Annotated in this window: 24 protein-coding genes and 2 pseudogenes; 22 read left to right on the top strand and 4 right to left on the bottom strand. The window is 44.6% G+C overall.

What is annotated here, in order from left to right; all coding sequences use genetic code 11:
* Positions 1 to 2: 2 nt before the first annotated feature.
* The 11 genes from F0342_RS00140 to F0342_RS00090 all read left to right on the top strand — a co-directional run bounded on the left by F0342_RS00140 (position 3) and on the right by F0342_RS00090 (position 11055).
* Positions 3 to 953, top strand: a complete 951-nt coding sequence (locus F0342_RS00140; RefSeq protein WP_149154575.1) for a sugar kinase — start codon at positions 3 to 5, stop codon at positions 951 to 953.
* A 57-nt stretch (positions 954 to 1010) separates the two neighbouring features.
* Positions 1011 to 1544, top strand: coding sequence for a 6-phospho-3-hexuloisomerase (gene hxlB / locus F0342_RS00135; protein WP_262481575.1), 534 nt, complete (start codon positions 1011 to 1013; stop codon positions 1542 to 1544).
* Between the two features lie 29 nt (positions 1545 to 1573).
* Positions 1574 to 2590 carry an ureidoglycolate dehydrogenase gene (gene allD, locus F0342_RS00130; RefSeq protein WP_149154049.1) on the top strand — a complete coding sequence of 339 codons (1017 nt, stop codon included), beginning with the start codon at positions 1574 to 1576 and terminating at the stop codon, positions 2588 to 2590.
* A gap of 110 nt (positions 2591 to 2700) precedes the next feature.
* Positions 2701 to 3693 carry a TRAP transporter substrate-binding protein gene (locus F0342_RS00125; protein WP_149154048.1) on the top strand — a complete coding sequence of 331 codons (993 nt, stop codon included), beginning with the start codon at positions 2701 to 2703 and terminating at the stop codon, positions 3691 to 3693.
* Positions 3694 to 3749: 56 nt separating this feature from the next.
* A complete protein-coding gene (locus tag F0342_RS00120) occupies positions 3750 to 4226 on the top strand; it encodes a TRAP transporter small permease (RefSeq protein ID WP_149154047.1) in 477 nt (158 codons plus the stop codon).
* Positions 4226 to 5500, top strand: coding sequence for a TRAP transporter large permease (locus tag F0342_RS00115; protein ID WP_149154046.1), 1275 nt, complete (start codon positions 4226 to 4228; stop codon positions 5498 to 5500). The genes F0342_RS00120 and F0342_RS00115 overlap by 1 nt, the downstream gene beginning before the upstream one ends.
* Before the next feature lie 30 nt (positions 5501 to 5530).
* On the top strand, positions 5531 to 6550 hold the full coding sequence (locus tag F0342_RS00110) for a zinc-binding alcohol dehydrogenase family protein (protein ID WP_149154045.1): 1020 nt from the start codon (positions 5531 to 5533) through the stop codon (positions 6548 to 6550).
* 35 nt (positions 6551 to 6585) lie between these two features.
* On the top strand, positions 6586 to 7245 hold the full coding sequence (locus F0342_RS00105) for a bifunctional 4-hydroxy-2-oxoglutarate aldolase/2-dehydro-3-deoxy-phosphogluconate aldolase (RefSeq protein WP_149154044.1): 660 nt from the start codon (positions 6586 to 6588) through the stop codon (positions 7243 to 7245).
* Positions 7246 to 7263: 18 nt separating this feature from the next.
* Positions 7264 to 8334, top strand: a complete 1071-nt coding sequence (gene uxuA, locus F0342_RS00100; protein ID WP_149154043.1) for a mannonate dehydratase — start codon at positions 7264 to 7266, stop codon at positions 8332 to 8334.
* On the top strand, positions 8334 to 9182 hold the full coding sequence (locus tag F0342_RS00095; RefSeq protein WP_149154042.1) for an SDR family oxidoreductase: 849 nt from the start codon (positions 8334 to 8336) through the stop codon (positions 9180 to 9182). The genes uxuA and F0342_RS00095 overlap by 1 nt, the downstream gene beginning before the upstream one ends.
* Positions 9183 to 9708: 526 nt before the next feature.
* Positions 9709 to 11055, top strand: a complete 1347-nt coding sequence (locus F0342_RS00090; RefSeq protein ID WP_149154041.1) for a collagen-like domain-containing protein — start codon at positions 9709 to 9711, stop codon at positions 11053 to 11055.
* A 322-nt stretch (positions 11056 to 11377) separates the two neighbouring features.
* On the opposite strand, the gene F0342_RS00085 is transcribed toward F0342_RS00090, so the two are convergent.
* A complete protein-coding gene (locus F0342_RS00085) occupies positions 11378 to 12487 on the bottom strand; it encodes a hypothetical protein (protein ID WP_262481574.1) in 1110 nt (369 codons plus the stop codon).
* A 278-nt stretch (positions 12488 to 12765) separates the two neighbouring features.
* On the opposite strand from F0342_RS00085, the gene F0342_RS00080 reads away from it, so the two are divergent.
* Positions 12766 to 13191 carry a DUF5412 family protein gene (locus F0342_RS00080; protein WP_149154040.1) on the top strand — a complete coding sequence of 142 codons (426 nt, stop codon included), beginning with the start codon at positions 12766 to 12768 and terminating at the stop codon, positions 13189 to 13191.
* A gap of 173 nt (positions 13192 to 13364) precedes the next feature.
* On the top strand, positions 13365 to 13724 hold the full coding sequence (locus F0342_RS25655) for a DUF4306 domain-containing protein (protein WP_188048336.1): 360 nt from the start codon (positions 13365 to 13367) through the stop codon (positions 13722 to 13724).
* Between the two features lie 599 nt (positions 13725 to 14323).
* Here the strand turns inward: F0342_RS25655 and F0342_RS00060 are convergent.
* Entirely contained in the window at positions 14324 to 14653 is a 330-nt protein-coding gene (locus tag F0342_RS00060; protein ID WP_149154037.1) for a hypothetical protein, read from the bottom strand.
* Positions 14654 to 14758: 105 nt separating this feature from the next.
* Here F0342_RS00060 and F0342_RS00055 point away from each other — a divergent pair.
* The 4 genes and pseudogenes from F0342_RS00055 (at position 14759) to F0342_RS00040 (ending at position 17561) form a co-directional block, all read left to right on the top strand.
* Positions 14759 to 15462: pseudogene (locus tag F0342_RS00055) on the top strand (lysostaphin resistance A-like protein).
* 42 nt (positions 15463 to 15504) lie between these two features.
* Positions 15505 to 16032: a P-loop nucleotide/nucleoside kinase family protein gene (locus F0342_RS00050; RefSeq protein ID WP_149154036.1), complete on the top strand. Its 528-nt coding sequence runs from the start codon at positions 15505 to 15507 to the stop codon at positions 16030 to 16032.
* A 155-nt stretch (positions 16033 to 16187) separates the two neighbouring features.
* Positions 16188 to 16763 carry a LysE family translocator gene (locus F0342_RS00045; protein WP_149154035.1) on the top strand — a complete coding sequence of 192 codons (576 nt, stop codon included), beginning with the start codon at positions 16188 to 16190 and terminating at the stop codon, positions 16761 to 16763.
* A 21-nt stretch (positions 16764 to 16784) separates the two neighbouring features.
* Positions 16785 to 17561, top strand: a complete 777-nt coding sequence (locus tag F0342_RS00040; protein WP_149154034.1) for an AraC family transcriptional regulator — start codon at positions 16785 to 16787, stop codon at positions 17559 to 17561.
* Positions 17562 to 17749: 188 nt separating this feature from the next.
* Here the strand turns inward: F0342_RS00040 and F0342_RS00035 are convergent, their stop codons facing one another.
* The gene (locus F0342_RS00035) at positions 17750 to 18403 is read right to left on the bottom strand and encodes a lysozyme inhibitor LprI family protein (RefSeq protein WP_149154033.1); all 654 of its coding nucleotides are present in this window, start codon (positions 18401 to 18403) and stop codon (positions 17750 to 17752) included.
* 328 nt (positions 18404 to 18731) lie between these two features.
* Between F0342_RS00035 and F0342_RS00030 the strand changes: the two genes are divergently transcribed.
* The 3 genes from F0342_RS00030 (at position 18732) to F0342_RS00020 (ending at position 21473) form a co-directional block, all read left to right on the top strand.
* Positions 18732 to 19355 carry a DUF421 domain-containing protein gene (locus F0342_RS00030; protein WP_149154032.1) on the top strand — a complete coding sequence of 208 codons (624 nt, stop codon included), beginning with the start codon at positions 18732 to 18734 and terminating at the stop codon, positions 19353 to 19355.
* Positions 19356 to 19387: 32 nt separating this feature from the next.
* Positions 19388 to 20521, top strand: a complete 1134-nt coding sequence (locus F0342_RS00025) for a zinc-dependent alcohol dehydrogenase (RefSeq protein ID WP_149154031.1) — start codon at positions 19388 to 19390, stop codon at positions 20519 to 20521.
* 112 nt (positions 20522 to 20633) lie between these two features.
* Entirely contained in the window at positions 20634 to 21473 is an 840-nt protein-coding gene (locus tag F0342_RS00020; protein ID WP_148967770.1) for a manganese catalase, read from the top strand.
* Positions 21474 to 21535: 62 nt separating this feature from the next.
* Here the strand turns inward: F0342_RS00020 and F0342_RS00015 are convergent, their stop codons facing one another.
* Positions 21536 to 22051 (bottom strand): DUF3231 family protein, encoded by a 516-nt coding sequence (locus F0342_RS00015; RefSeq protein WP_149154030.1) that lies wholly within the window; start codon positions 22049 to 22051, stop codon positions 21536 to 21538.
* 191 nt (positions 22052 to 22242) lie between these two features.
* Here F0342_RS00015 and F0342_RS00010 point away from each other — a divergent pair.
* Together F0342_RS00010 and F0342_RS00005 are read left to right on the top strand one after the other, a co-directional pair.
* A pseudogene (locus tag F0342_RS00010) lies at positions 22243 to 22425 on the top strand (transposase); the annotation flags it as partial.
* A gap of 94 nt (positions 22426 to 22519) precedes the next feature.
* Positions 22520 to 23875, top strand: a complete 1356-nt coding sequence (locus F0342_RS00005) for an IS1182 family transposase (RefSeq protein WP_149154029.1) — start codon at positions 22520 to 22522, stop codon at positions 23873 to 23875.
* The last annotated feature ends 77 nt before the right edge of the window (positions 23876 to 23952 follow it).

Below are 23952 nucleotides of genomic sequence, written 5' to 3'. Positions count from 1 at the left end.
CCATGAAAGATGTAATCACCATTGGAGATGCCATGATTACGATGAATCCGACATCAAAAGGACCTATGAGATTCGTTCATTCATTTGAACGGAATGTAGGAGGGGCGGAATTGAATGTCGCCATCGGATGTGCGCGGCTGGGGTTGGATGCCGGCTGGATCAGCCGATTGGGGAATGATGAATTCGGCCGTTATATCCAGCATTTTGTGAGGGGAGAAGGAATCGATACTTCCCAGCTGAAGCTGGTAGACGGGTATCCGACTTCCGTCAATTTCAAAGAAGTGCTGGAGGATGGGTCGGGCCGGACGTTTTACTACCGGTTGAATTCTCCTACGCTGACCCTTACGCCTGATAGTTTGGAAGAATCCTATATTGCCAATGCGAGAATCTTACATATTACGGGAGTATTTCCAGCGATCGATGAAAAAAATGTGGCGATCATCAAGCATGCGGTCACGCTCGCGAAAAGGAATGGCGTCCTCGTTTCCTTCGATCCAAATATCCGATTGAAATTGTGGAGTAGAGAGAGAGCGAAGGAAGTGATATCAGACATCCTTCCATTCGTGGATATCCTGCTGACGGGAACGGATGAAGCCGAGCTCCTGTTTGATACAAAGGATGAGAAGGAAATCATCGAAAAGTCGAAACTGCTCGGAGTCTCCTATGTCGCCTTGAAAAAAGGTGAGGAAGGTTCAGTGGGCTACCACAATGGTGAAATCATTCGATCAGCTCCTGTCACAGCCAGGAAAGTGGTCGACACAGTGGGTGCGGGAGACGGCTTCGATGCTGGCTTTCTATATGGGGTCCTGCAGCAATGGCCATTAAAGAAGATACTGATGTTTGCAAACACAATCGGTTCCATGGTAGTCAGTGTATCCGGTGATAATGAGGGACTTCCTTATCTGGAAGATGTACTGGTCCAGCTGGGGGAGAAGGAATTTATCGAACGCTGATTCACTGGATTCCCATGCCGGAGAGAAGAAAGGGGAACACACTCGATGATGAAGAGAATGATCGAAACGATTCTGCATGAAAATGCACTTGTGTTGGCCGCAGTTGATAAGAAAGAAACCGATGAGCTGCTCAAGAAGATCAAGGAAGCAACGCGCATCTTTCTGTATGGTGAAGGTCGTTCCGGGTTGATTGGCAAGGCATTCGCGATGAGGTTGATGCACTGTGGATACAACGTATATGTCATTGGCGAGACGATCACGCCGAGCATCGACAAAGATGATCTCTTGATGGGAATCAGTGCATCGGGCACTTCGCCTTCGCTCATACATCATTTTTCGAAAGCGGAAGAAGTTGGTGCGGCTACCTTTGTAGTAACCGCTTCTACCGAACATGGACTGCTTTCGGATGGAACAGTTGTGATTCCGGCAGCGACGAAACGCCGGCGCAAGGAAGAACCTGAAACGATTCAGCCGCTTGGAAGCCAATTCGACCAAAGCGCACACCTGCTGCTGGATGCCATCATTCTTGTCCTTCTTGAAGGAAGGGATCATAACGACGAACTGTTGCAAAGACATGCGAATGTAGAGTAGTAATCCAAATTTAGGATGGTGGTGAGAACATGGGGGAAGTGAACCTATCACATGAAGAGCTGCGGGAATTGGCTGCCGCTAAACTTGTCGGGGCAGGACTGGATTCACAACATGCTGGGGTTGTTGCCGATGTCCTGGTTCATGCCGACCTCCGAGGCGTCAGTTCCCACGGGGTACTGAGAACCGAACACTATGTAAGAAGGCTGCATGAAGGGGGACTGAATAAGAACCCTTCGTTCTCGTTTGAACAGACCGGACCTTGTTCAGGGATTTTCAATGGGGATGACGGTCTAGGTCATGTCGTGGCAAAAAGCGCGATGGAAGAGGCAATCAAACTCGCGAAGCAAAGTGGGATCGGAATGATCACCGTCACAAACAGCAGCCATTGCGGGGCATTATCCTATTTTGTCCAGCAGGCAGCCGAAGAAGGGCTGATCGGTGTCGCGATGACGCATACCGATAAGATCGTTGTCCCGTTTGGAGGAGCGGAGCCCTTTCTGGGAACGAATCCGATCGCGTATGGATTCCCGGCAAAGAACCATAAGCCTATCATTTTGGATATGGCGACGAGCAATGTCGCTCTTGGAAAAATCCTTTACGCAAAGGAAGCAGGGAGGGAAATCCCTGAAGGCTGGGGTGTGGATGAACATGGAAGTGCCACGACGGACCCCAATAATGTAAGCGCATTAACCCCATTTGCAGGTCCAAAAGGATATGGACTCGGCATGGTGGTGGATATCTTCTCAGGATTATTAGCCGGTGCAGCCTTTGGTCCCCATATTTCAAAAATGTATGGCGACTACAACCAGCATCGGAAACTGGGGCACTATGTCTGCGCGATCAATCCTACCTTTTTTACCAATAAAGATGAATTCCTCGGCTCGATGGACAGGATGATCGATGAACTTCATGGGATCAAGCCCGCTGAAGGTTTCGAGCAGGTATTCGTACCAGGGGAGCCGGAACAGATTAAGGAAAAGAAACATCTGAGAGAAGGGGTACTGATAACCGAAACCGTTTATCAGTATCTGCAATCAGGAGAGTGACGCTTTACCTTGAAAGGGGTGATTTAGGAGAGGGGTATTTTCTTCAGGAAGATCAAACTCTTTAACGCATGTTCAAGGCGAAAATGAAAAAAACAAGGGGGAAATGAAAAATGAAAAAATTCAAATGGGTTGCGATGATCACAGCGATCATGCTGCTTCTTTCAGCTTGTGGATCGGAATCATCTTCAGGCAGCGGAGGAGAAAAAATAAAATGGAAATTCGGACATCTGGCGGATGAGAATCATATCTGGCATAAAACAGCTTTGGAGTTCGCTGATTTAGTCAAAGAAAAGACGGATGGCCAAATTGAAATAACGATCTATCCTAGTAATCAGTTGGGCGGGGAAACCGATACGATCAATAGCATCAAAGCGGGAACGGCGGACCTGGTCATTTCAGGTGAAACGATGGCGAACTGGTCACCGAAAGCTGCCTTGATGGCGGTACCATACGCATTCAGAGATGCAGACCACCTTCAGAAAGTGGTAGAGGGAGACATCGGTAAGGAGATTGAAGAAGAGATCAAAGATAAAGTCGGTCTGACACCTCTTTATTACCATACACGTGCACCTCGTAATTTAACGTCCAAAGAACCGATCAGCACGCCTGACGATTTGAAAGGATTCAGCATGCGCGTTCCGAACGTCCCATTATTCCTTGATGCATGGAAAGCGGCAGGAGCGAAACCGCAGGTCATGGACTTCAATGAAGTATTCACCGGCTTACAGCAAAATGTGATCGATGGTCAGGAAAATCCTGTTGACCTTATCCACAGCGGCGGATTATATGAAGTGCAAGACTATGTGAATGAAACAGAGCATGTGTATTCATGGATTTATATCCTTGTAGGAAACAAGCAATTTGAAAAATTGAGCGATGAAAACAAGAAAGCGGTTCAAGAAGCGGCCAAGGAAGCTCAAGCATTCGGGAAAGACCTTTTTGATAAAGAAATCACAGAATATGAGAAGAAGCTGAAAGATGAAGGCATGAAATTCAATGAAGTCGATCAGGATGCTTTCCGTGAGGCGATGAAGCCGGCGATCAAAGAGAGCTTGACCGACGAACAGTACAAATTATATGAAGACATCCTGGAAGTGGAATAAACCATGTAAGGCATATGTGAAGCATATGCCTTCTTTATAGAAAGGAGTGGGGGAGAATGAAGGGGACAAACATACTTACACGGACATTGGAAGCGGCGACGATCTTATCGTTTCTCGGTGTCATCGTAGTAGTGCTGATACAAATCCTTTCCCGGTATTTGCCATACACAGCCGTTTGGACAGAAGAACTCACGAGATTTCTGTTTATCTATGCAATTTCCTTCGGGGCGCCGCTTGCACTGAAGAATAAAGAATTCATCAGCGTGGATATCTTAACGGGGTTATTGCCTAAAAAAATTCAAGAAATATACGAAGCGTTCATTTATTTAGTCGTTGTCGTTCTTTCCTTTGTCATTGCCTATCATGGATATACGTTCATTTCTGTCGGAAAAGGGCAGACATCAGCGACAATGGCCGTGGATATGTCCGTCATACATGCAAGCATTACGATATCCTTTGTGTTCATCGCCATCTATGCAATCATGCATGTCATGAATGCATTCTTAAGTCCGAAAGAAAGGAGTGAAAGCTGATGTTAGCAGCCATTTTATTTATTTCATTTTTAATCCTTATCTTTATCAGTGTGCCCATCGCATTCAGCTTAGGGATCTCTTCCATCATTTATCTGCTTATCGCCGATATCCCTCTTTCCATCGTCCCTCAAAAAATGTTTGCCGGGCTGAATTCCTTCGTACTGCTGTGCATACCTGGATTCATTTTGGCAGGAAACTTGATGAATGCAGGAGGGATTACAGAGCGCATCATCGGCTTTACGAATAATTTCGTCGGTCATATCAGAGGGGGACTTGGCCTTGCGAATGTAGGTTCTTCCATGGGGTTTGCCGGGATTTCGGGTACCGCCGTCGCAGATACGGCGAGTATAGGGGCCGTGATGATTCCGGCGATGAAAAAAGAAGGGTACGATGCGGACTTCTCGGCAGCCGTTACCTCTTCATCATCGACTGTGGGGCCGATCATTCCGCCGTCATTGCCGATGATCATTGTTGGAACTCTCGCAAGCGTATCGATCGGGGATCTGTTCTTGGCCGGTGCCGTTCCTGGCGTCCTGCTGGGATTAAGTTTAATGCTCGTCACGTATGTCATTTCGGTGAAACGGAAATATCCGAAGGGTGAACGACAGCCGATCGGTGTGATCGCTAAATCGTTTACAGGTGCTTTCTGGGCATTATTAATGACCTTTGTTATTTTATTTGGGATTCTGGGAGGCTATTTTACGCCAACAGAGGCATCCATTGTAGCCGTCGTGTATGCGTTAGTGGTCGGGATGTTCGTCTATAAGGAATTGAAATTGAAAGATCTTCCTAAGATTCTACTGGATTCCATGGTCAGCACGGCCTCCATCATGTTCCTGGTCGGCTTTGCCAATCTGTTCGGATGGATCTTGGTGAGTGAGCAGATTCCGGTTCTCGTTGCAGATGGAATCCTCGGTATATCGGACAATCCGATTGTGGTGATTCTCTTAATCAACTTGTTGCTGCTGTTTGTCGGAACATTCATGGAAACCATCGCGGCGTTGGTCATATTATTCCCGGTCTTGTTACCGGTGGCATCGAGTGTCGGAATGGATCCGGTTCATTTCGGCGTGATGATGGTGCTGAATCTGGTCATCGGATTATCCACCCCGCCAGTCGGTGTGTGCTTATTCGTTGCCTCGAGTATCGGGAAGGTATCCATAGGGAAAACGTCAAAGGCATTGCTGCCCTTCTTGGGAGCGAGTCTCGTCGTGCTCTTACTGGTCGCCTTCATTCCTGAAATCACTCTATTCCTGCCTGGTTTATTCAAATAGATTACTAGAAAGAAAAGGAGTTGCTTATCCATGAAAGCCGTTCAAGTCACCGGACCACATCAGTTGAGCATTGTGGAAAGAGAGAAGCCTGTCATCACCCATGAACAGGACGTTTTGATCAAAGTGAAAATGGTCGGCATCTGCGGATCGGACATTCATATTTATCACGGTACCAACCCCCTTGCCACCTTACCGAGAGTCATCGGACATGAAGTCACAGGGGTCGTGGAGGCTGTCGGGGATGAAGTAGACACGCTTTCTGTCGGGGATAAGGTAGTCCTTGAACCGATCGAGTCCTGCGGTCAATGTTATGCGTGCCGCTCAGGTAGGAGAAATGTGTGCAGTAACCTGGAAGTTTTCGGGGTCCACCGTGACGGAGGCATGCAGGAATACATGGTCATTCCGCAAAAGCTGGTTCATAAAGTGAAAGAAGAACTGGACTATAAAGAATCGGTCCTGGTCGAACCGTTTACGATCGGGGCACAGGCGAATTGGCGTGGTGATGTCAGGGATGGGGACACAGTCTTCATCATGGGCGCCGGACCGATCGGGCTATGCTGTCTTAAAGTCGCGAAAACAAAAGGCGCCACAGTGATCATCAGTGATTTAAATGAAAGTCGCCTCGCTTTTGCCAAAGAGTGGGGGGCGGATCATACGATTGATGCTTCCCAAGTCAATGTCATAGAAGAAGTCATGGAGCTGACGAAACAGGAGGGAGCAAACGTGGTCATCGATGCCGTCTGTATCCCGCAAACCTTTGAACAAGCCATCGAAGCAGTATCAGCAGCAGGACGGGTCGTGATCCTCGGGTTCGATGAAAGGCCATCCCAAATCACGCAGTTGCCGATCACGAAAAAAGAAGTGACGATCATCGGGTCAAGACTGCAGACGAATCAATTTCCGGTAGTCATCGAGATGTTCAATGAAAGGACAATCGATACGAGGGGAATGGTGACGCAGGAATTCCCGGTAGACCGAATTGAAGAAGCGATCCGCCTAATCGAGACATCACCAGAAGACGTACGGAAGGTGGTCATTTCATTCGGGTGATGCAAAGACTCTAAAGAAGGAAGGAAAGATGCGCTATGATCAAAAAAATCGACATACTGAATCGAATGATGGAGTCCGGAGTAGTGGCAGTGGTGCGTGCAGAAAATAAGAGAGACGCTGAACGGATATCGGATGCCTGCATTCAGGGCGGGATCAAGGCCATCGAAGTCACCTTCACAGTCCCGGGGGCTGAAGAGGTGATCCGCTCTCTGAAAAGCACGTTCAGAACAGAAGAACTCATCCTGGGGGCTGGAAGTGTCCTCGATAGTGAGACAGCAAGAATTGCCCTATTGGCGGGAGCAGAATATATTGTCAGTCCCTGCTTTGATAAAGAAACGGCAAAGCTGTGCAATCGGTATGGGATTCCGTACATGCCGGGCTGCATGACGATTACAGAAATGAAGACCGCTATGGAATATGGTGCCGATGTCGTGAAGTTGTTCCCGGGGAATACGTTCGCTCCTTCCATCATTTCATCCATTAGGGGGCCGATTCCTCAAATCTCTGTGATGCCTACAGGAGGGGTCAACCTCCAAAATGCGGCAGAGTGGATCAAAAGCGGGGCGGTTGCCATAGGAATAGGAAGTGACTTGACCAAGCCTGCGTCCCTTGGAAACTATGATGAAGTGACACAACTGGCAACACAATATTGTGAGATTGTGAGAGAAGCAAGAGCGGCAAAAATGTATACATAAGAAGAGGAGGTTCTATCGATGAAGATGACATTCAGATGGTATGGAGAAGGAAATGATAGTATTTCCCTCCAGCAAATCAAACAGATTCCTGGTGTGGAAGGGATCGTCTGGGCGCTCCATGATGTCCCTGCCGGGGAAGAGTGGCCCTTAGACAAAATAGAGGAAGTCAAGAAACAGGCTGAACAATTCGGTTTGAACATTGATGTTGTGGAAAGTGTAAACGTTCATGAAGATATAAAGCTTGGCTTGCCTTCCCGCGACCAATACATTGAAAACTATAAACGAACGATCGAGAAATTGGCCGCTGCCGGTGTAAAGGTAATCTGCTATAATTTCATGCCGGTCTTTGACTGGACAAGAACCGAATTATTTAAGGAAATGGAAGATGGTTCAACGGCCCTATTCTTCGAAAAAGCAAAAGTGGAAGATATGGATCCATTCGAATTGGTCGATAAGATCTCCAGTAACTCAGCCTTCACCATGCCTGGATGGGAGCCAGAAAGATTGTCGAAACTGAAGGAATTATTTGAAGCCTATAAACAGGTCACAGAAGAAGACTTATTTAATCACCTCGAATATTTTCTAAAAGAAATCATACCGGTTGCCGAGGAAAACAATATCAAAATGGGAATCCACCCAGATGATCCACCTTTCTCCATATTTGGATTGCCAAGGATTATAACAAATAAGCAAAATATCAAGAGAGTCCTTTCCCTTGTGGACAGTCCTTCCAATGGAGTGACCCTATGCAGCGGATCCCTCGGTGCGAACCCTGATAATGATGTAGCGGAAATGGTAAGAGAGTTCTCCGATCGAATTCCATTTGCTCATATCCGTAATGTAAAGGTATATGAAAATGGAGATTTCATAGAGACTTCCCACAGATCGAAGGATGGGACTGTCGATATCCTTGAAATCATGACAGCCTACCATGAAAAAGGCTTTACAGGATATGCAAGACCCGACCATGGCAGACATATTTGGGGAGAAGAGTGCAGACCTGGATATGGCCTTTATGATCGAGGGCTTGGCATCATGTACTTATGGGGAATATGGGATTCACTAGAACGTGCGGGGAGGAAAGCATAATGCTACCTCAACATGAAAGCTTGAAAGGAAAAGTGGCAGCAGTTACGGGAGGCAGCGGGGTACTCTGCCGCTCGATGGCTCTTGAACTCGCCAGGCAGGGAGTGAAGGTCGCGATCCTTAATCGGACAGCAGAGAAAGGAGAAGCAGTGGCCAAGGAAATCAGAGAGTCAGGCGGTGAAGCCATAGCCATCTCATGTAATGTACTTGATGCTGAAAATGTGAAGGAAGCGGAAAAGGTTATCATCGAAGAATTGGGCATTTGTGATATCTTAATCAATGGAGCAGGCGGTAATGACCCTCGTGGTACCACTTCTAACGAGACATTAAACGTGGAAGACTTGGACACAGAAGGGATCAAAACGTTCTTTGACCTTTCTCCAGAAGGATTTGGATTTGTATTTGACCTTAACATCCTCGGTACACTGATTCCGACCCAGGTTTTCGCGAAAAATATGGTGAATCGGAAAGGTGCCGTCATTATCAACATGTCCTCCATGAGCTCACCGTCTCCCATGACGAAAGTACCTGCCTATAGTGCAGCGAAAGCAGCGATCGATAACTTTACCAAATGGCTCGCGGTTCACATGGCGGACTCTGGAATTCGCATCAACGCCATCGCTCCCGGCTTCTTTTTGACCGAGCAAAACAAGGCATTATTAACCCATGAAGACGGCAGTTTAACAGAGAGATCAACCAAGATCCTTTCTCAAACCCCTATGCGCAGATTCGGTACTCCCGAGGACTTACTGGGTACGTTACTATGGCTTGTAGATGAGGATACGGCAGGGTTTATAACAGGTATTACGGTACCTGTTGATGGTGGATTTATGTCTTATTCGGGGGTTTAGTGGGGTTGGATACCAAAGGTAATGTGTACTGATGTTTCAATAAGGAAAGCCGGTAATCATAGCGATTACCGGCTTTCCTTATTGTTTGAACATTGGCAAGGGCGGTTCTATGCTTCCAAAGCAAGAGAACCGCCTCTTATACTTTGTTCGCATTAGTGGTAGTTGATGATGGCAGGGATCCGGTCCATTTTCAACACATCCTCGGGCTTTATGACCTGCTCATCTTTATCATAAAAGATTTGTATGCCCCATTCTGTATCGTTTCGATTCATTGCGTAAGTACTTCCGGTACTGGCCCTGCTTGGTCACAGATGCTCCACATCCGTCAAAGTTTATTTTATTTGTAAGAACGGCACCGGGGAATTGGAGGGCGAGGACTATCCGGGAGGTTGTTCTTTTCTGTAAGCTCCGATACATACCTGACTGCCTTCTGGCTTGCCAATTGTGTTTCTTTGATTGTCCAATCGAATTGGAATTTTTGTAAATATAATAATATAGATGTCGTATTGAAAAGGATGTGAAGCGCATGAGAGAGTTTTCGAATAATCGATATTTAAAACTAAGAAGAAAGAAATCATATTTTAATCCTGTCCCCATTGAAGTGGATCATTTGTTTGCTCCTGCTTCTTGTCAAAATTTATATCCATTAAAAAAATTCAATTGTGAGGGACCACCAGGGCCAAGAGGTCCACGCGGATTTCGTGGCCCAGCCGGCCCGCAGGGTGAAATCGGTCCAGCCGGTCCTCAGGGAGATCCCGGTCCAGTGGGCCAGCAAGGAGAACAGGGGATCCAGGGAGAACCAGGTCCGACCGGCCCCCAGGGAGAGCAGGGTCTCCAAGGTCCGCAAGGTGAAATCGGTCCAGCTGGCCCCCAGGGAGATCCCGGTCCTGCGGGCCCACAAGGGGAACAGGGGATCCAGGGAGAACCAGGTCCGACCGGTCCGCAGGGAGAGCAGGGTCTCCAAGGTCCGCAAGGTGAAATCGGTCCAGCTGGTCCTCAGGGAGATCCCGGTCCTGCGGGTCCACAAGGGGAACAGGGTCTCCAGGGAGAACCAGGTCCGACCGGTCCGCAGGGAGAGCAGGGTCTCCAAGGTCCGCAGGGTGAAATCGGTCCAGCTGGTCCTCAGGGAGATCCCGGTCCTGCAGGCCCACAAGGAGAACAGGGGATCCAGGGAGAACCAGGTCCGACCGGCCCCCAGGGAGAGCAGGGTCTCCAAGGTCCACAAGGTGAAATCGGTCCAGCTGGTCCTCAGGGAGATCCCGGTCCTGCAGGCCCACAAGGAGAACAGGGGATCCAGGGAGAACCAGGTCCGACCGGCCCCCAGGGAGATCCCGGTCCTGCAGGCCCACAAGGGGAACAGGGGATCCAGGGAGAACCAGGCCCTGCATTTGCCCAAGAAGGGTTTTCTGCAACGTCCAGTGCTCTGGGGGTATCTTCCACCCAACAAATTTCACAATGGTCAGTCAACTCTCCCTACTACAGCAATGTTAACTTCGACGCACCACAGGGGATTTATACGGTCCCTTCATCTGGAAGGTATGCAATATATGCCACGCTCAATTATCAAACAACCGCAGCACTCTCAATCAGCCTGGGCTCGAACGTTAATCCTGCTTTTATCATCCGGAGGATCAATGATAATACAGATCTGGTCTCAGGATTATTCCCGATCCTAAATGTCAATGTCGTTCTTGTTTTGACATTACGGGCAGTACTGGGAAGTGGAACGGTTACATTGGCAGGAGATGTGGAATTAAATGCAGGTGACGAAATAGGTTTGTTTTATGAGGCGAATGGATTGAACATTTCTTTGAACATAGGGGGAGGAACAGGAGGAATGGTCTGGTCGGTTCATAAAATTGCTGAGTCATAAAATTCATGAAATAAAGCTTATAATCTTTTAGTCTTCCAGGCATTTATCAGGGTAGCGCGGGATAGTTCTCACGTTACTTTATACATAAATATGGAGAGCGAATTTTGGGACCTGCTCCCCGCCCAGTAATACTTTAACGTGCTGGGATCATATCCAGATTTCGGAGCCAGTGGACCTGTCCCGGTGGTTCCATGTACATCACCAACTTTTATTTGATTATCTTTATCATAAATTTCTGTATGGAAGTATCATTGTATGGGAGTACACGGCGGATCTCATGCTTCCAAAGCAAGAGAACCGCCCCCGTGCACTTTTTCCTCCATTATTGATAGTTGATAATGGCAGGGCTCGGATCCATTTTCAACACATCCTCGGGATTCATCACTGGCTCATCTTTATCATAAAAGATCTTGAATGCGCCGTACTGATTCGGTTCATCACGTATGTACTTCCCGTACAGGGCCTGCTTGTCCGCGGATGTTCCCCAGCCGTCAAAGTTTATGGCGACTTCGACGTTGTCTGTCGGTTGGATCGAATCTTTATTCGTCAGTACGGCACCGGTGAACTGGTGTACGAGGACGAATTTATCCGGAAGGTCATTCTTTTCTGTGAGCTCTGAGACATACTCGACAGCCTTCTGGATTTCCTTACCATCCACTTGTCCGAGATCCTCTCCGGGTTTCTCCCCCTCGGCTACGTGGAATTCCGTATCGATAGCCAGGTGAACATGAGGATGCTTAAGCCACTTCTTGACCATTTCCACCTGCTCCATGACTGTGTCCGTTCCGAGCTGAATATCAAGCAGTACCAATGCATCATGCTTCTCCGCAAGCTCCACATACTTTTCAATATTTTCCTCTGACGTCATGCGCACATAGTCGCCATCAGGACCTGGCTCACTCTGGGCCATTGTCGTGATCAACTCGATCGTCGGGACCGCCGGCCGGTCGGGATCAGCGTCGGAGTAAGCCTGCGTCTGTTCCTTCAGCTTCTTCATGTACTCCTCAGGCTCCAACTCACCCAGAATCCCCATATTTTCAGAATCTGGCGTTCCGTAATAGGCGACTAACCGATGATCCTTCAATGGTCCGTCGGATAGGTCTTTCATTCCGTCGGCAAGCGTCTCACCCGCAGGAACCGTACGCTCGGGATTTCCGACCAGCGCGGCCTGTATTTCAGGGATGTTCTGCTGTTCCTTTTCTGTTAGGGTTTTATCCAAGGAAACAGCATCTTCAGACGGTTCCAGCGGCTTGAAGGGTTGTTCGTCTTTTTCTGATTCTTCGTTTTCCGTTTTTTTCTTTTTGGATTCGTTCTGATTGGAAGACGGTGCTTTCTCCTTGCTCTCCTCTGTGGTCGAAGGATCAGCACAACCTCCCAAAATAAGTAATCCAGCTGCAAGCAGCAAAGATAACTTTTTCATTGCCTCACACACCTTTTTATATAGAAGAATATGGAGGACTTTAACACATTTTCCTGTAGATGAAACCTATGTAAAGAAATTGATAGAAATTCTTAATCTAAACGTTAATGCTGGGACAGTGGGGAAGGTCGCTTGTCCCAGCAATTACGTTTAAAGGGGAGGAAATGGGATGTTGATTACGGAGTACACGAGGGGGGATGGTTCTTAAAGCGGCCTAGGGACCTGTCCCCATGGATCCCATACATTTGTGATACAATTTCTGTAAGATTGCTATTTAAGGAGGGTTCTTTTTGTTTAGGCGTTTTTCATCATTGTTTATGAGACATCCTGTAATAATATCTTTGTCTTGTGTATTCATTATTGTTTTTTGTGTATTTGGTTACATATTTCATTGGGCATTTTACAACATAGAAAGAATTGAACCAGGGGAACTAATCTCTGAAAAGACATCACCAAACGGTGCTTACACTGTAAAAACTTACTTGAATAACGGTGGAGCTACTGTGGATTATGCTATTCTTGGTGTATTATACTCCAATAAAAATAACGACCCCAAAAATATTTATTGGCAATATGAAGAGCCAACTGGAATGATTAACTGGATAAATGAAGACACCGTTAAAATAAATGGTCAAAAATTAACGTTCCTGATGGAAAGTATGATTATCGTCATCCTTAAGGAGCTTCGGGGACAGGTCCCATGGCACCTTTTGTAAAGAAGCTTATCCACCACAGGTAAGCTATTTTTTGAAAATTTATCTTGAGTAAGACTTTTTAATTTGAAATAATTGGTACTGAATAAAGGGAAGTCATATAAAAATTGAGGAGATAGAATTCAAACAAAACTAATAAGCTATTAATAAACCGATTTGATCTGGAAATCTATTTCTTGGTATTTCTTTCATCTTTTAATGGAAAGGGTTGCTGGTTTTGTAGCTGCAACAGAGGGGGGAGTCAAATTAAAAAGCGTTGGATTTTATTCATTATTAGTTTACCGATATTTTTTATCTCATATGTTTATTCTTTTTTTATCTCAAGTAAAATCGCTTATTTACCGCAATCAGAATGTAAGCCTGAATTCATTTTCACACCACAAGATGTTCAATATTGCAGTGATATTTATGCAATTGATGTCTTTTTAATAGCCTTACAGACAAACCCGATTTCATATATATGTATATTATCTGGGATTTACATCGTCAGTTTTTTGGCATATATCATTTTTACAAACTTAAAGAACAGGAAATAAGATGGTGGCCTTGCTAATGATGGAAGAAAGGGGGAGGTATTATCTAATACTAAGAAGGTGATTACCGCCCATCCTTAGTATTAGATAATACGTATCTTGCATTAATGAAAAACAAAGTGCCAAAGAAAAATAGAGCAGTGACCATCCAACTTGCAATAGCTGAATATTTCCCGTTCAAAAGATACTCACTTATCAAATTTACAAATACCATTAGCGCCATCACAACATACATGCTGATTATATATTTCACTGTATTCCCACCTTGTCGATAATCTTTGTTTAAGAACTTTACCAAATCCTATTAAACGACCAAACTATCAGAATGATACTAGTTACTCCCCAAGCTGTCGTTCCCGCGACCAACCAAATGACCGATTGGATAGTTGATTTATTCTTACCTTCTAGCTTTCTTTTATTAAAAGCGAGTACTGCAAATCCGATTATGAAGAAACTAACACTCATCCAAAGAAATAGGTCCAGTCTCGATTCTCCTTTTTTCTTGAATTATTTATCCAACAGCATAAGCAAAGAACTGCTTGCACAATTGCAAAACAATAGTATAGTAGAAGTTATTTTATCGGGGACTGATCTCAATGACCTTAACTCATTACATACTCCATACAACGTTCCGCAAACTCCAATACATCATCCGAAATCGGGTATAGGCCTGTATCCTCTACAGGCTGTTTTCGTACCTTCCAGAATTTATCCATCAATTCTTTATCTCCTTGGAACATATCATTTGACAGTTCCAGTAACCTGGTCCCGATTTGAAAGCCTTCTTCTGAATCCGCCTTCACATTGTGTTTGATACACGATTCCATTCGCCGGATTAATGAAATATATTGCTGGGTTGTCTCGTCATGGTTACTGAGGTTTGGAACGGACTTTTGTAAGAGGACCTGTTCATCTTCCTGGAAATAATCCATCCACTTCTTTGAGCTGTGTTGTGAACGGCGGACCAGTTTGGAGACGCGTTCCCAGGGTAATCTCCTAAAGTTGAATTATACCATATATAGGAAGAGTGGAGATGAATGGCAAAGAGTCAAATGAAGTGGAAAGAACAGGACCCGTGGGGATGGAAAGAATTCATATTATTAATGTTACTTGAATTTGGACTGGTGTCGTATGTATTAAGTTCGTTGTTAAGCCCCTATATTCTGGGTGGCTTGACCATGAACTGTATGCCGGAACGTTAATGGGGTTAACCATAGCCATTATTCTCCTTTCAGGTGTTTATCTGATTGCACTCCGTCCAAAACAGCTTTCCTGGAGGGAAGTAGGGGGCAAACCATTCACTGTGAAAGATTGGAAAATCATAATCATCTATTCTGTAATCTTATTTGTTGGTGCCGTCATCATCGTCGTTTTGACCAGTTTTATAGGCAATTCGTGGGAGAATAGTAAAACAGAGGCCATGCAGCAAAATGCAACGTTCTTTACGATACTGATCGCCTTTATCTCTGCTGCGATTATCTCACCGTTATACGAAGAGATTTTTTATCGGGGTTTCTTATATCGCTGGTTACGCACACGTATTGGATTTACTGGAGCTCTCTTACTTAGCTCGCTCATCTTTACCATCATTCACATCCCGACATACAACGTTATGCCGGTAAATTTCTTTAGCTGGATCCTTTTTGCTCTAGCGTATGAACGTACCAATTCCATCTGGCCATCGGTTTTGATCCACGGTTTGACGAATGGGATAATGGTTTTGCTGGCAAGTTTGGGGTAACTACAAAGAAACGCCAACTTATATAAAGAGGAGAGTGACCACATGTTCAACGATTTTAATTTTGAAACGATTTATCGTGAACGGAATGTTTCCACACCACTAGTCGTCATGATGTGTGGTGTGGCCGGTTCCGGGAAAACGACATTCTCACAACAATTAGAAAAAAACGGCTTTGTGCGTCTTTCCATTGATGAAGAAATATGGGCGACTCATGGTCGTTACGGGATTGATTTCCCTATGGAAAGGATGGAGAAATACAAGGAAGAGGCAGAAAGTAAATTGCGAAATGACTTATTGAAGCTCATTCACGATAAACAACAGGTGGTCATCGACTTCAGTTTTTGGGACCGTGCAAGAAGAGATCGGTATAAACAACTCATCGAAAAGTCCGGTGGCAAATGGAAACTGATTTATATAAAAGTTTCTCCTGATGAATTGCGTGAACGCCTTAAAACAAGGAACAAGCGCTTTGATGCCAATGCGTTCCCGATTACAGAAGAATTGTTAGCCTCCTATCTTAATGGTTTTGAAATTCCTAAAGGTGAAGGAGAAATGGTTGTTGAGAATTAGACTTTTCTAATTAAACAGACAGTGTTCAATATGTTGGAATATCGTTATTCAATGACCAAGGAAAATAAGGGAAGAGGCTCCTGCAATAATATACTATAAGAAAAATCAAAGACAGATGTATGATTACATGAGAACACTTGGAAAGGGGTTTCTCTATGAATTTTACATCTTTTTTAATTTACTGCTTTATTATTACTTTTACTCCCGGCCCTACAAATATTGTTATATTATCCACCGTACATAATTTAGGGACGAAAAAGGCCATGCAATTTACGTATGGAGCTACGATTGCGTTCGGGCTGCTGCTGATTATTTCAGCTATATTGAATACTGTCCTTCTGACGATTCTCCCTAAAATCCTCATTGTGATGAAGATACTTGGAAGTTGTTATATGTTCTATTTGGCTTACCGAATATACAAGATGGACACATCAAAACCTGCTGTACATCAATCGGGTACTTTTATGTCCGGCTTCCTTATGCAATTTTTAAATCCAAAGGTAGTACTGTTTACCATGACGGTCATTCCGAGTTTCATTTTGCCATTCTATATCTCAAAACCTGCGGTGACAGCAGGGGTTATCGTGATAACGGTTATTGGATTTATGGCCTTTACGACTTGGGTGCTCTTCGGTACCATTTTCAAAAAAATTTTACTGAGGTACAATAAGTCTGCTAATGTAATCATGGCGTTATTGTTAGCCTATTCTGCCTTCATGCTATGGATATAGGCGAGTAAAGAGGTGAAAGAATTGGAGAAATTCATTTATAAAAAAAGGGCAGACATTACCGCATTGTCAGCAAGTATTAATGAATTTTCATATAAAAAGCACGCGCATGAAGAGTATGCCATAGGTGTAACAATTCGCGGCATCCAGCGTTACAACTTGGATGGCAGTTTGCAACTGTCCTATCAGAACGGGGTGATGCTTTTTAACCCGGAACAGGCACATGACGGAATGGCCCATGATGAGTCGGGACTTGATTACGTTATGTTATATATTAAGCCGCAATTGCTTTTAGAAGCCCTTGAGAAGAAGGACATGGTACGTTTTCCTTCTCCGATTGTATATGATGATAGACTGAAGCAGAGCATTTTAAATCTGGCTCATGGGATATTAGCCGATAATGACGATGCGTTTTGTAGTGAACTATTTTTATCTCTAACCGATAGTCTCATTCGAACCGATCTTTCTACAGAAATGAAGAAAGATAACACCTTAATAAAAAAAGCGAAAGATATCCTTCATGCCCATTTGGCAAGTGGGCTTAAACTGGATGATATATCTAAAGAGCTCGGCTTATCGAAATATCAGTTCATCAGACTATTCAAGGCTCATACAGGAATTTCCCCGTATCAGTACTATCTTAACGTCAAAATAGAACATGCTAAGCAAATGATAGAGAAAAGTGGAGATATTTATTCAGCAGTAGCTGAATGCGGATTTGTAGATTTAACGCATTTAAACAAACACTTTAAAAATGTATATGGTACAACGGCATTTGAATATAGTTCCTATCTAAATTGAGGGAGGAACTCAAGAGAAATTCCTTTTGGCACCTTGCCTTGCTAAAGGATTACGCAATGACTCAGTTGAGATGACTGGGTTTTCTTTGTGAAAAAACCGCAGAAACCGGTGGACCAAGGTACCTGTCCCTGTGGTTCAAAGGCGAAAGGAGAGGAAGTCCTGATAACTTCCTCTCTTTTCTCCATCATCTAATCCGTCATATACTCATTCACCAACTCATAACACCGATTCTTCGTCGACTCATATAAAGAGATGAGTAAAGCCACATTTTCAAACGTACCACCTTCATACTTCAGCCTTTCTTTCTCGGCTTTTTCTTCTTTCTGTTCGATCCATTTTAATTGTTCCGCTTTTAACTCCTTCATGACCTCTGGAGAGAGTTCTTTTTTCAAGAGTGTATAAATCTCATTTAATGCATTGTCATATTTGTCGTAAGATACTCCATAATAGTTTTTCATCGCGTTTGTGACACCTTTATCTGAATCCTTCTTATACGGCATGGCATCCATTTCTTTTTGGATGTTGTCCAGTTTGTTCAGATAGTCTTTTCTTCCTTCTACTTTTGATATGGGAGTCGGATATTCCTCCTGACTACTGTCTACCTGGACGTTGCTATCTTCCATTGATGATTCTTTCGATTGATTCTCCTCGTTGTTATTGGATTCTACTGTGCTTTCTGTAGATGCATCATTGGATTGAGAAGAATCATCTTTACTTGCTGGAATCGTATCAGACTCAGATTGATTAGATGCATCCTCTTCAGGTGAATGGCTACATGCAGACATGAAGACGAATAACATAGTTAAAAAGGATACCACAATAAACATTTTCGATTTCTTCATTTTTACAGCTCCAATTCCATGTTTAAAATGTACTATTTGGTTTATTTTAACATATCCGGAAAAATCCTTCTAACCTGTTTGGATTCGATTGTTCTGCTCCGCGGGGACGGTTCTTATGATGTTTTCTCCATAAATATGAAAGTTTATTTATGAAATGGTTTATAACAATAAAAATCAATAGATGTGGAATGGACCATGGTACCTGTCCCTGTGGTTCTTCGAATAACTCCATCCTTGTAGGAAAAGCTAATCCAGAACACACCTTTTCCCTCTTCAGCCTGAGAAGAGGGTTTTTGGCGATGAAAAGGTCGAAAGGATGGAATGTGTAATGGATTTGGATTGGATTTGGAAAGCGATTCTTATTGTTGTGGCGGGAACTTTATTGTTACGAGTCGCCGGGAGGAAGTCGATTTCCCAGATGACGCTTGCACAGACGGTCATTATGATCGGAATCGGGTCATTATTAATTCAACCGGTAGCTGGAAAGAATATCTGGACCACGATAGGTGTCGGGCTTGTTCTTGTCTTAACGCTGATGGTCATGGAATATTTGCAGGTGAAATCAGATCGTGTAGAACAAATGATCACAGGAAAATCAAAGCTTCTCATGGAAAATGGCATATTGATTGAAAAGAACTTTAAGAAGTTACGAATGACGGTTGATCAACTTGAAATGAAATTAAGGCAGCAGGGAGTCAGTAAACTTTCGGATGTGAAATGGGCGACGCTAGAGCCGAATGGACAAGTCGGGGTGGAATTGATGCCCCAGGCGAAGCCGGTGACGAAGAAAGATTTCGAACAACTCCAGGCCGAAGTGCAGAGACTGATCAATATGCTCGATGTCCCACCCACAACAAAGAGGCCAGTCAGTCAGGAGGTGGGAGGGGAAGATATATTTAAAGAGATCAAGCAGAAGTCTTCCGTTAATCCTCCACCAAAACATCTTGAGTAGTAAAAGTAAGAATCTTCGAATGGAGGAAGCTCATGAAAGCAGTCACGTATCAAGGAAAGAATTCTGTAGCAGTAAAGAAAGTAGACGACCCGCGGATACAAGATTCACAAGACGTCATTGTCAACATTACATCCACTGCCATCTGTGGATCCGATTTGCATCTTTACCAAGGGAATTTCCCACTTCCGATCGGGTACGTCATTGGACATGAGCCGATGGGGATCGTGGAGGAAGTCGGAAAAGATGTGACCAAAGTGAAAAAGGGAGACCGTGTCATCGTCCCTTTCACTGTGGCGTGCGGGACATGTCACTATTGTGAGCATCACTTGGAAAGTCAATGTGATCATTCGAACCCCCATTATGACTCTGGAGGACTGTTCGGATACTCTGAGAAGTTCGGTAATTATCCCGGGGGACAAGCGGAATATCTCCGGGTTCCATACGGGAACTACACCCCTTTTTTAGTACCGGAGGATTGTGAACTGGAGGATGAGCAGCTTCTCTTATTATCCGATGTTTTGCCGACAGCTTACTGGAGTGTAGAGAATGCCGGTGTGAAAAAAGGGGACACGGTCATTGTTCTCGGATGCGGACCAGTCGGATTGATGGCCCAGCAGTTTGCCTGGAAAAAAGGTGCTGAGAGAGTCATAGCCGTCGATTATTTCGATTATCGCTTACGTCACTCGAAGAAGATGAACCATACGGAGACCTTTGATTTCACCCAATACGATGACATGGGAGAAACATTGAAGGAGTTGACCAGGGGCGGAGCAGATGTTGTGATCGATTGTGTCGGGATGGATGGGAAGAAGTCTCCTCTTGAATACGTGGAGCAGAAATTGAAGTTGCAGGGAGGAACGATCGGACCGATCCAGATCGCCACCAAAGCAGTCAGGAAGTGCGGAACGGTTCAACTGACCGGAGTATATGGCGGGCTTTATAACATGTTCCCTCTTGGTGCATTCTTTGCCCGTAATGTTACGTTGAAAATGGGACAGGCACCTGCGAGAGCCTATATGGCCCCTCTATATAAACAAATCGTCAAAGGGGAAATAGACTCCACTTCTATCATCACACATATACTTAAGCTTGAGGAAGGGGCAAAAGGGTATCAACTATTTAACCAGAAAGAAGACGACTGCATCAAAGTCATATTGAAGCCTTAACGGTAAGAAGGAGGGATTTAGTGTCCCTCCTTTTTTTTGTTCACGGGACACTATGAGCTTACATAAAGTGGAAGAGTGTTGTGAAAGAGAGATTGACAGAGGGGATGAGACTGTGTTTTACCATATTAAAGAGCTTCAGTATGAGGCAAAACCATGCAAGCCAAACCCGGCTTATGCGAACCAGCTGCAAGAAATTCTTGGTGGACAATACGGGGAAATTTCAGTTATGATGCAATATTTATTCCAGGGATTCAACGGACGTGCGGACAAAAAATTCCGTGATTTGTGCCTGGACATCGGGACGGAGGAAATCGCCCATGTGGAATTACTGGCCACCCTCATTGCCCGCCTGCTGGATGGTGCCCCCGTATCTGAACAGGAAGCGATGTATAAGAGTAATCCGGTTCTCGCGGCAGCGATGGGGGGAATGAATCCACAGCATGTGATTGTGAGCGGGTTGGGTGCGATGCCGGTGGATAGTGTGGGAAATCGCTGGACAGCGTCATATATCGGTGCAAGCGGGAACCTCCTGGCCGATTTCCGTGCCAACTTAACGGCAGAATCAATGGGCAGGTTGCAGGCAGTGAGACTGTATGAACTGAGTGATGACCCGGGTGTCCGTGATACGCTGTCCTTCTTGATCGCCCGTGACACGGCTCATCAGAATCAATGGGCTGCAGCCATCGCGGAACTTGAGGAGCGTGAAGGGGATATTGTCGTACCGACGACGTTCCCGAGGGAGCTTGAGAAGCAAGCGGTTTCTTACGATCTTTATAATCTATCTAGAGGGGAAGCGAGTGCCGAAGGACGATGGGCGAGCGGCCCGAGCATGGACGGGAAAGCGAATTTCCAATATATCAGTGAGCCTGGTCCATTCGGATCGAAACCTAAACTAGCCCCGGCTCCTAAATATGTACATGATACCGTTCCGATGCCCCCAATGATGAAATAACTAAAAAGATTCTCAAGATACTGGAATGTCACAGCAGCATGAGAATCTTTCCAATTCAGTGATTACTCACAATGTTCATTTTTGTTTTTGTGAATGGGTGGAGGGATCAACCATCCCTTTTCTTTGTTTAACTTAAGTACTTTAGCACCCATCTGGGCTTTTTGCATATGAAATTGGCCGAACATCATCGCCACATCTTCACGGATGCTTTGTCCCATGATTGTGCTGCATGCAACTAAGCCTGAAGCGATATTAGCGGATAACCCTGCTGCAACGGCAGGATCCGGCATGCGGGCACCTGTCGGAATATCATCAAGGCAGGCATGTGGAGGCTCCGGAGGTGTTGGAGGCAATCCAATCCCATTTTCCTTCAGAAGTTTTTCTACTTGCTTGATTTCTTCCTGTCCACCCTCGATGCTGTCCTTCAGTAACTTTTTCAGATCATCATCTCCGGCATGGTTAAGCTGCATCTGATATCCTGCAACAGTGGCTTTAGCCGTCAACAAATAGTTCCACGATCCAAATACTTCACCATAATGCAATGGTTCTTCCTGTGGATTCCCGCTTAAAATACCCATAATCATCCTCCTGATTGTCATATTGTGCCGCCTTTCAAAGTGAATGTTTGAGCACAAAGAGTATTTTCTCACTAATCACATACAAGTATGTATGTGATTTCAGCTTGTAGACAAAGTCTAAAAATTAGACCAAGTCTACAAGCTTTTTTTGTATAATGGAATGGAATCGATATTTTTGTGGGGGATATAAAATGTTATCAAAACACGTTGAGGATGGAAGAAATCAAATTGAAATGGTTGCGTTGGACCAACTTGTTCCAGAGGATCATCTGGTTAGGAAGGTTGAACAAGCGATTGACTTTGAATTTATTTATGACCTGGTAAAAGATAAGTATTGTTTAGATAATGGTCGACCGAGTATTGATCCCGTCGTTCTNCAGCTTGTAGACAAAGTCTAAAAATTAGACCAAGTCTACAAGCTTTTTTTGTATAATGGAATGGAATCGATATTTTTGTGGGGGATATAAAATGTTATCAAAACACGTTGAGGATGGAAGAAATCAAATTGAAATGGTTGCGTTGGACCAACTTGTTCCAGAGGATCATCTGGTTAGGAAGGTTGAACAAGCGATTGACTTTGAATTTATTTATGACCTGGTAAAAGATAAGTATTGTTTAGATAATGGTCGACCGAGTATTGATCCCGTCGTTCTTATTAAAATGGTCTTCATACAATACCTTTTCGGCATACGCTCAATGCGTCAAACCATAAAGGAAATCGAAACCAACGTGGCTTATCGATGGTTTATTGGTTATGCGTTCACCGAGAAGATTCCTCATTTTTCAACCTTCGGTAAAAACTACGCTCGACGCTTCCACGATACAGATCTATTTGAACAAATTTTCTATCGCATTCTGAAAGAAGCGATGACCAAGGGATTGGTGGATCCATCCGTTGCGTTTATTGATTCTACTCATGTAAAAGCGAATGCTAATAAGAAGAAATTTGAAAAGAAAATAGCGCGAGTCGAAACCAGAACGTATCAGGCTCAGTTAGATGAAGAGATCAATATCGACCGTGAGGAACACGGAAAAAAGCCCTTCCCCCCACAGAATAAAGAAGAGTTAAAAGAAATAAAAGTCAGCACGACAGATCCTGAAAGTGGTTATTACGTAAAAGATGAGCGCGAAAAGCTGTTTGCGTATTCTTTTCATACGGCAAGCGACTCCCGGGGTTTTATCTTAGGTTCCCTCGTCACGGGAGGAAATGTTCACGATAGTCGGATGTTGGACAAGCTCGTCACTCAAGTCACAGATAAAGTCGTTAAGCCCAGTTCTATCGCTGTTGATGCGGGATATAAAACACCACACATCGCTAAATTCCTCATGGACCAAGACATCAGACCTGTTATGCCTTATACACGCCCGAGAACGAAAGACGGATATCTTAGAAAATACGAATATGTTTATGATGAATATTTTGACTCCTATCTATGTCCCGAAGGACAAATTCTACCTTACCGCACGACGACAAGAGACGGGTACAAACAATACGCTTCAAATCCTTTGGAATGTAAAGACTGTCCTCTGTTAGAACGTTGTACGCAAAGTAAGAATCACACCAAAATGATTCATAGACATGTATGGCAGGATTACATAGATGAAGTAGATCATTTGAGACATACAGAACTTAATAAAACTCTATATGCGAAACGCAAAGAAACGATCGAACGAGTCTTTGCGGACGCAAAAGAAAAGCATGGCATGCGTTGGACGACCTTAAGGGGTCTTAAAAAAGTTTCAATGCAGGCGATGCTTACGTTTGCTGCCATGAATCTTAAGAAATTGGCAAACTGGACATGGCGAGGACCATGTCCAGCCTAAAAAAAAGAAAAATCTTTTAAAATAACAGAAAACCCCATCTTCGCTTAAATGCAAAGGTGGGGTTTGTCTACGGTCTG

The sequence above is a fragment of the Bacillus sp. CH30_1T genome (assembly GCF_008364765.1).
Classification (GTDB): domain Bacteria; phylum Bacillota; class Bacilli; order Bacillales; family Bacillaceae_B; genus Rossellomorea.
This window is presented reverse-complemented; position numbering and strand designations above follow the sequence as displayed.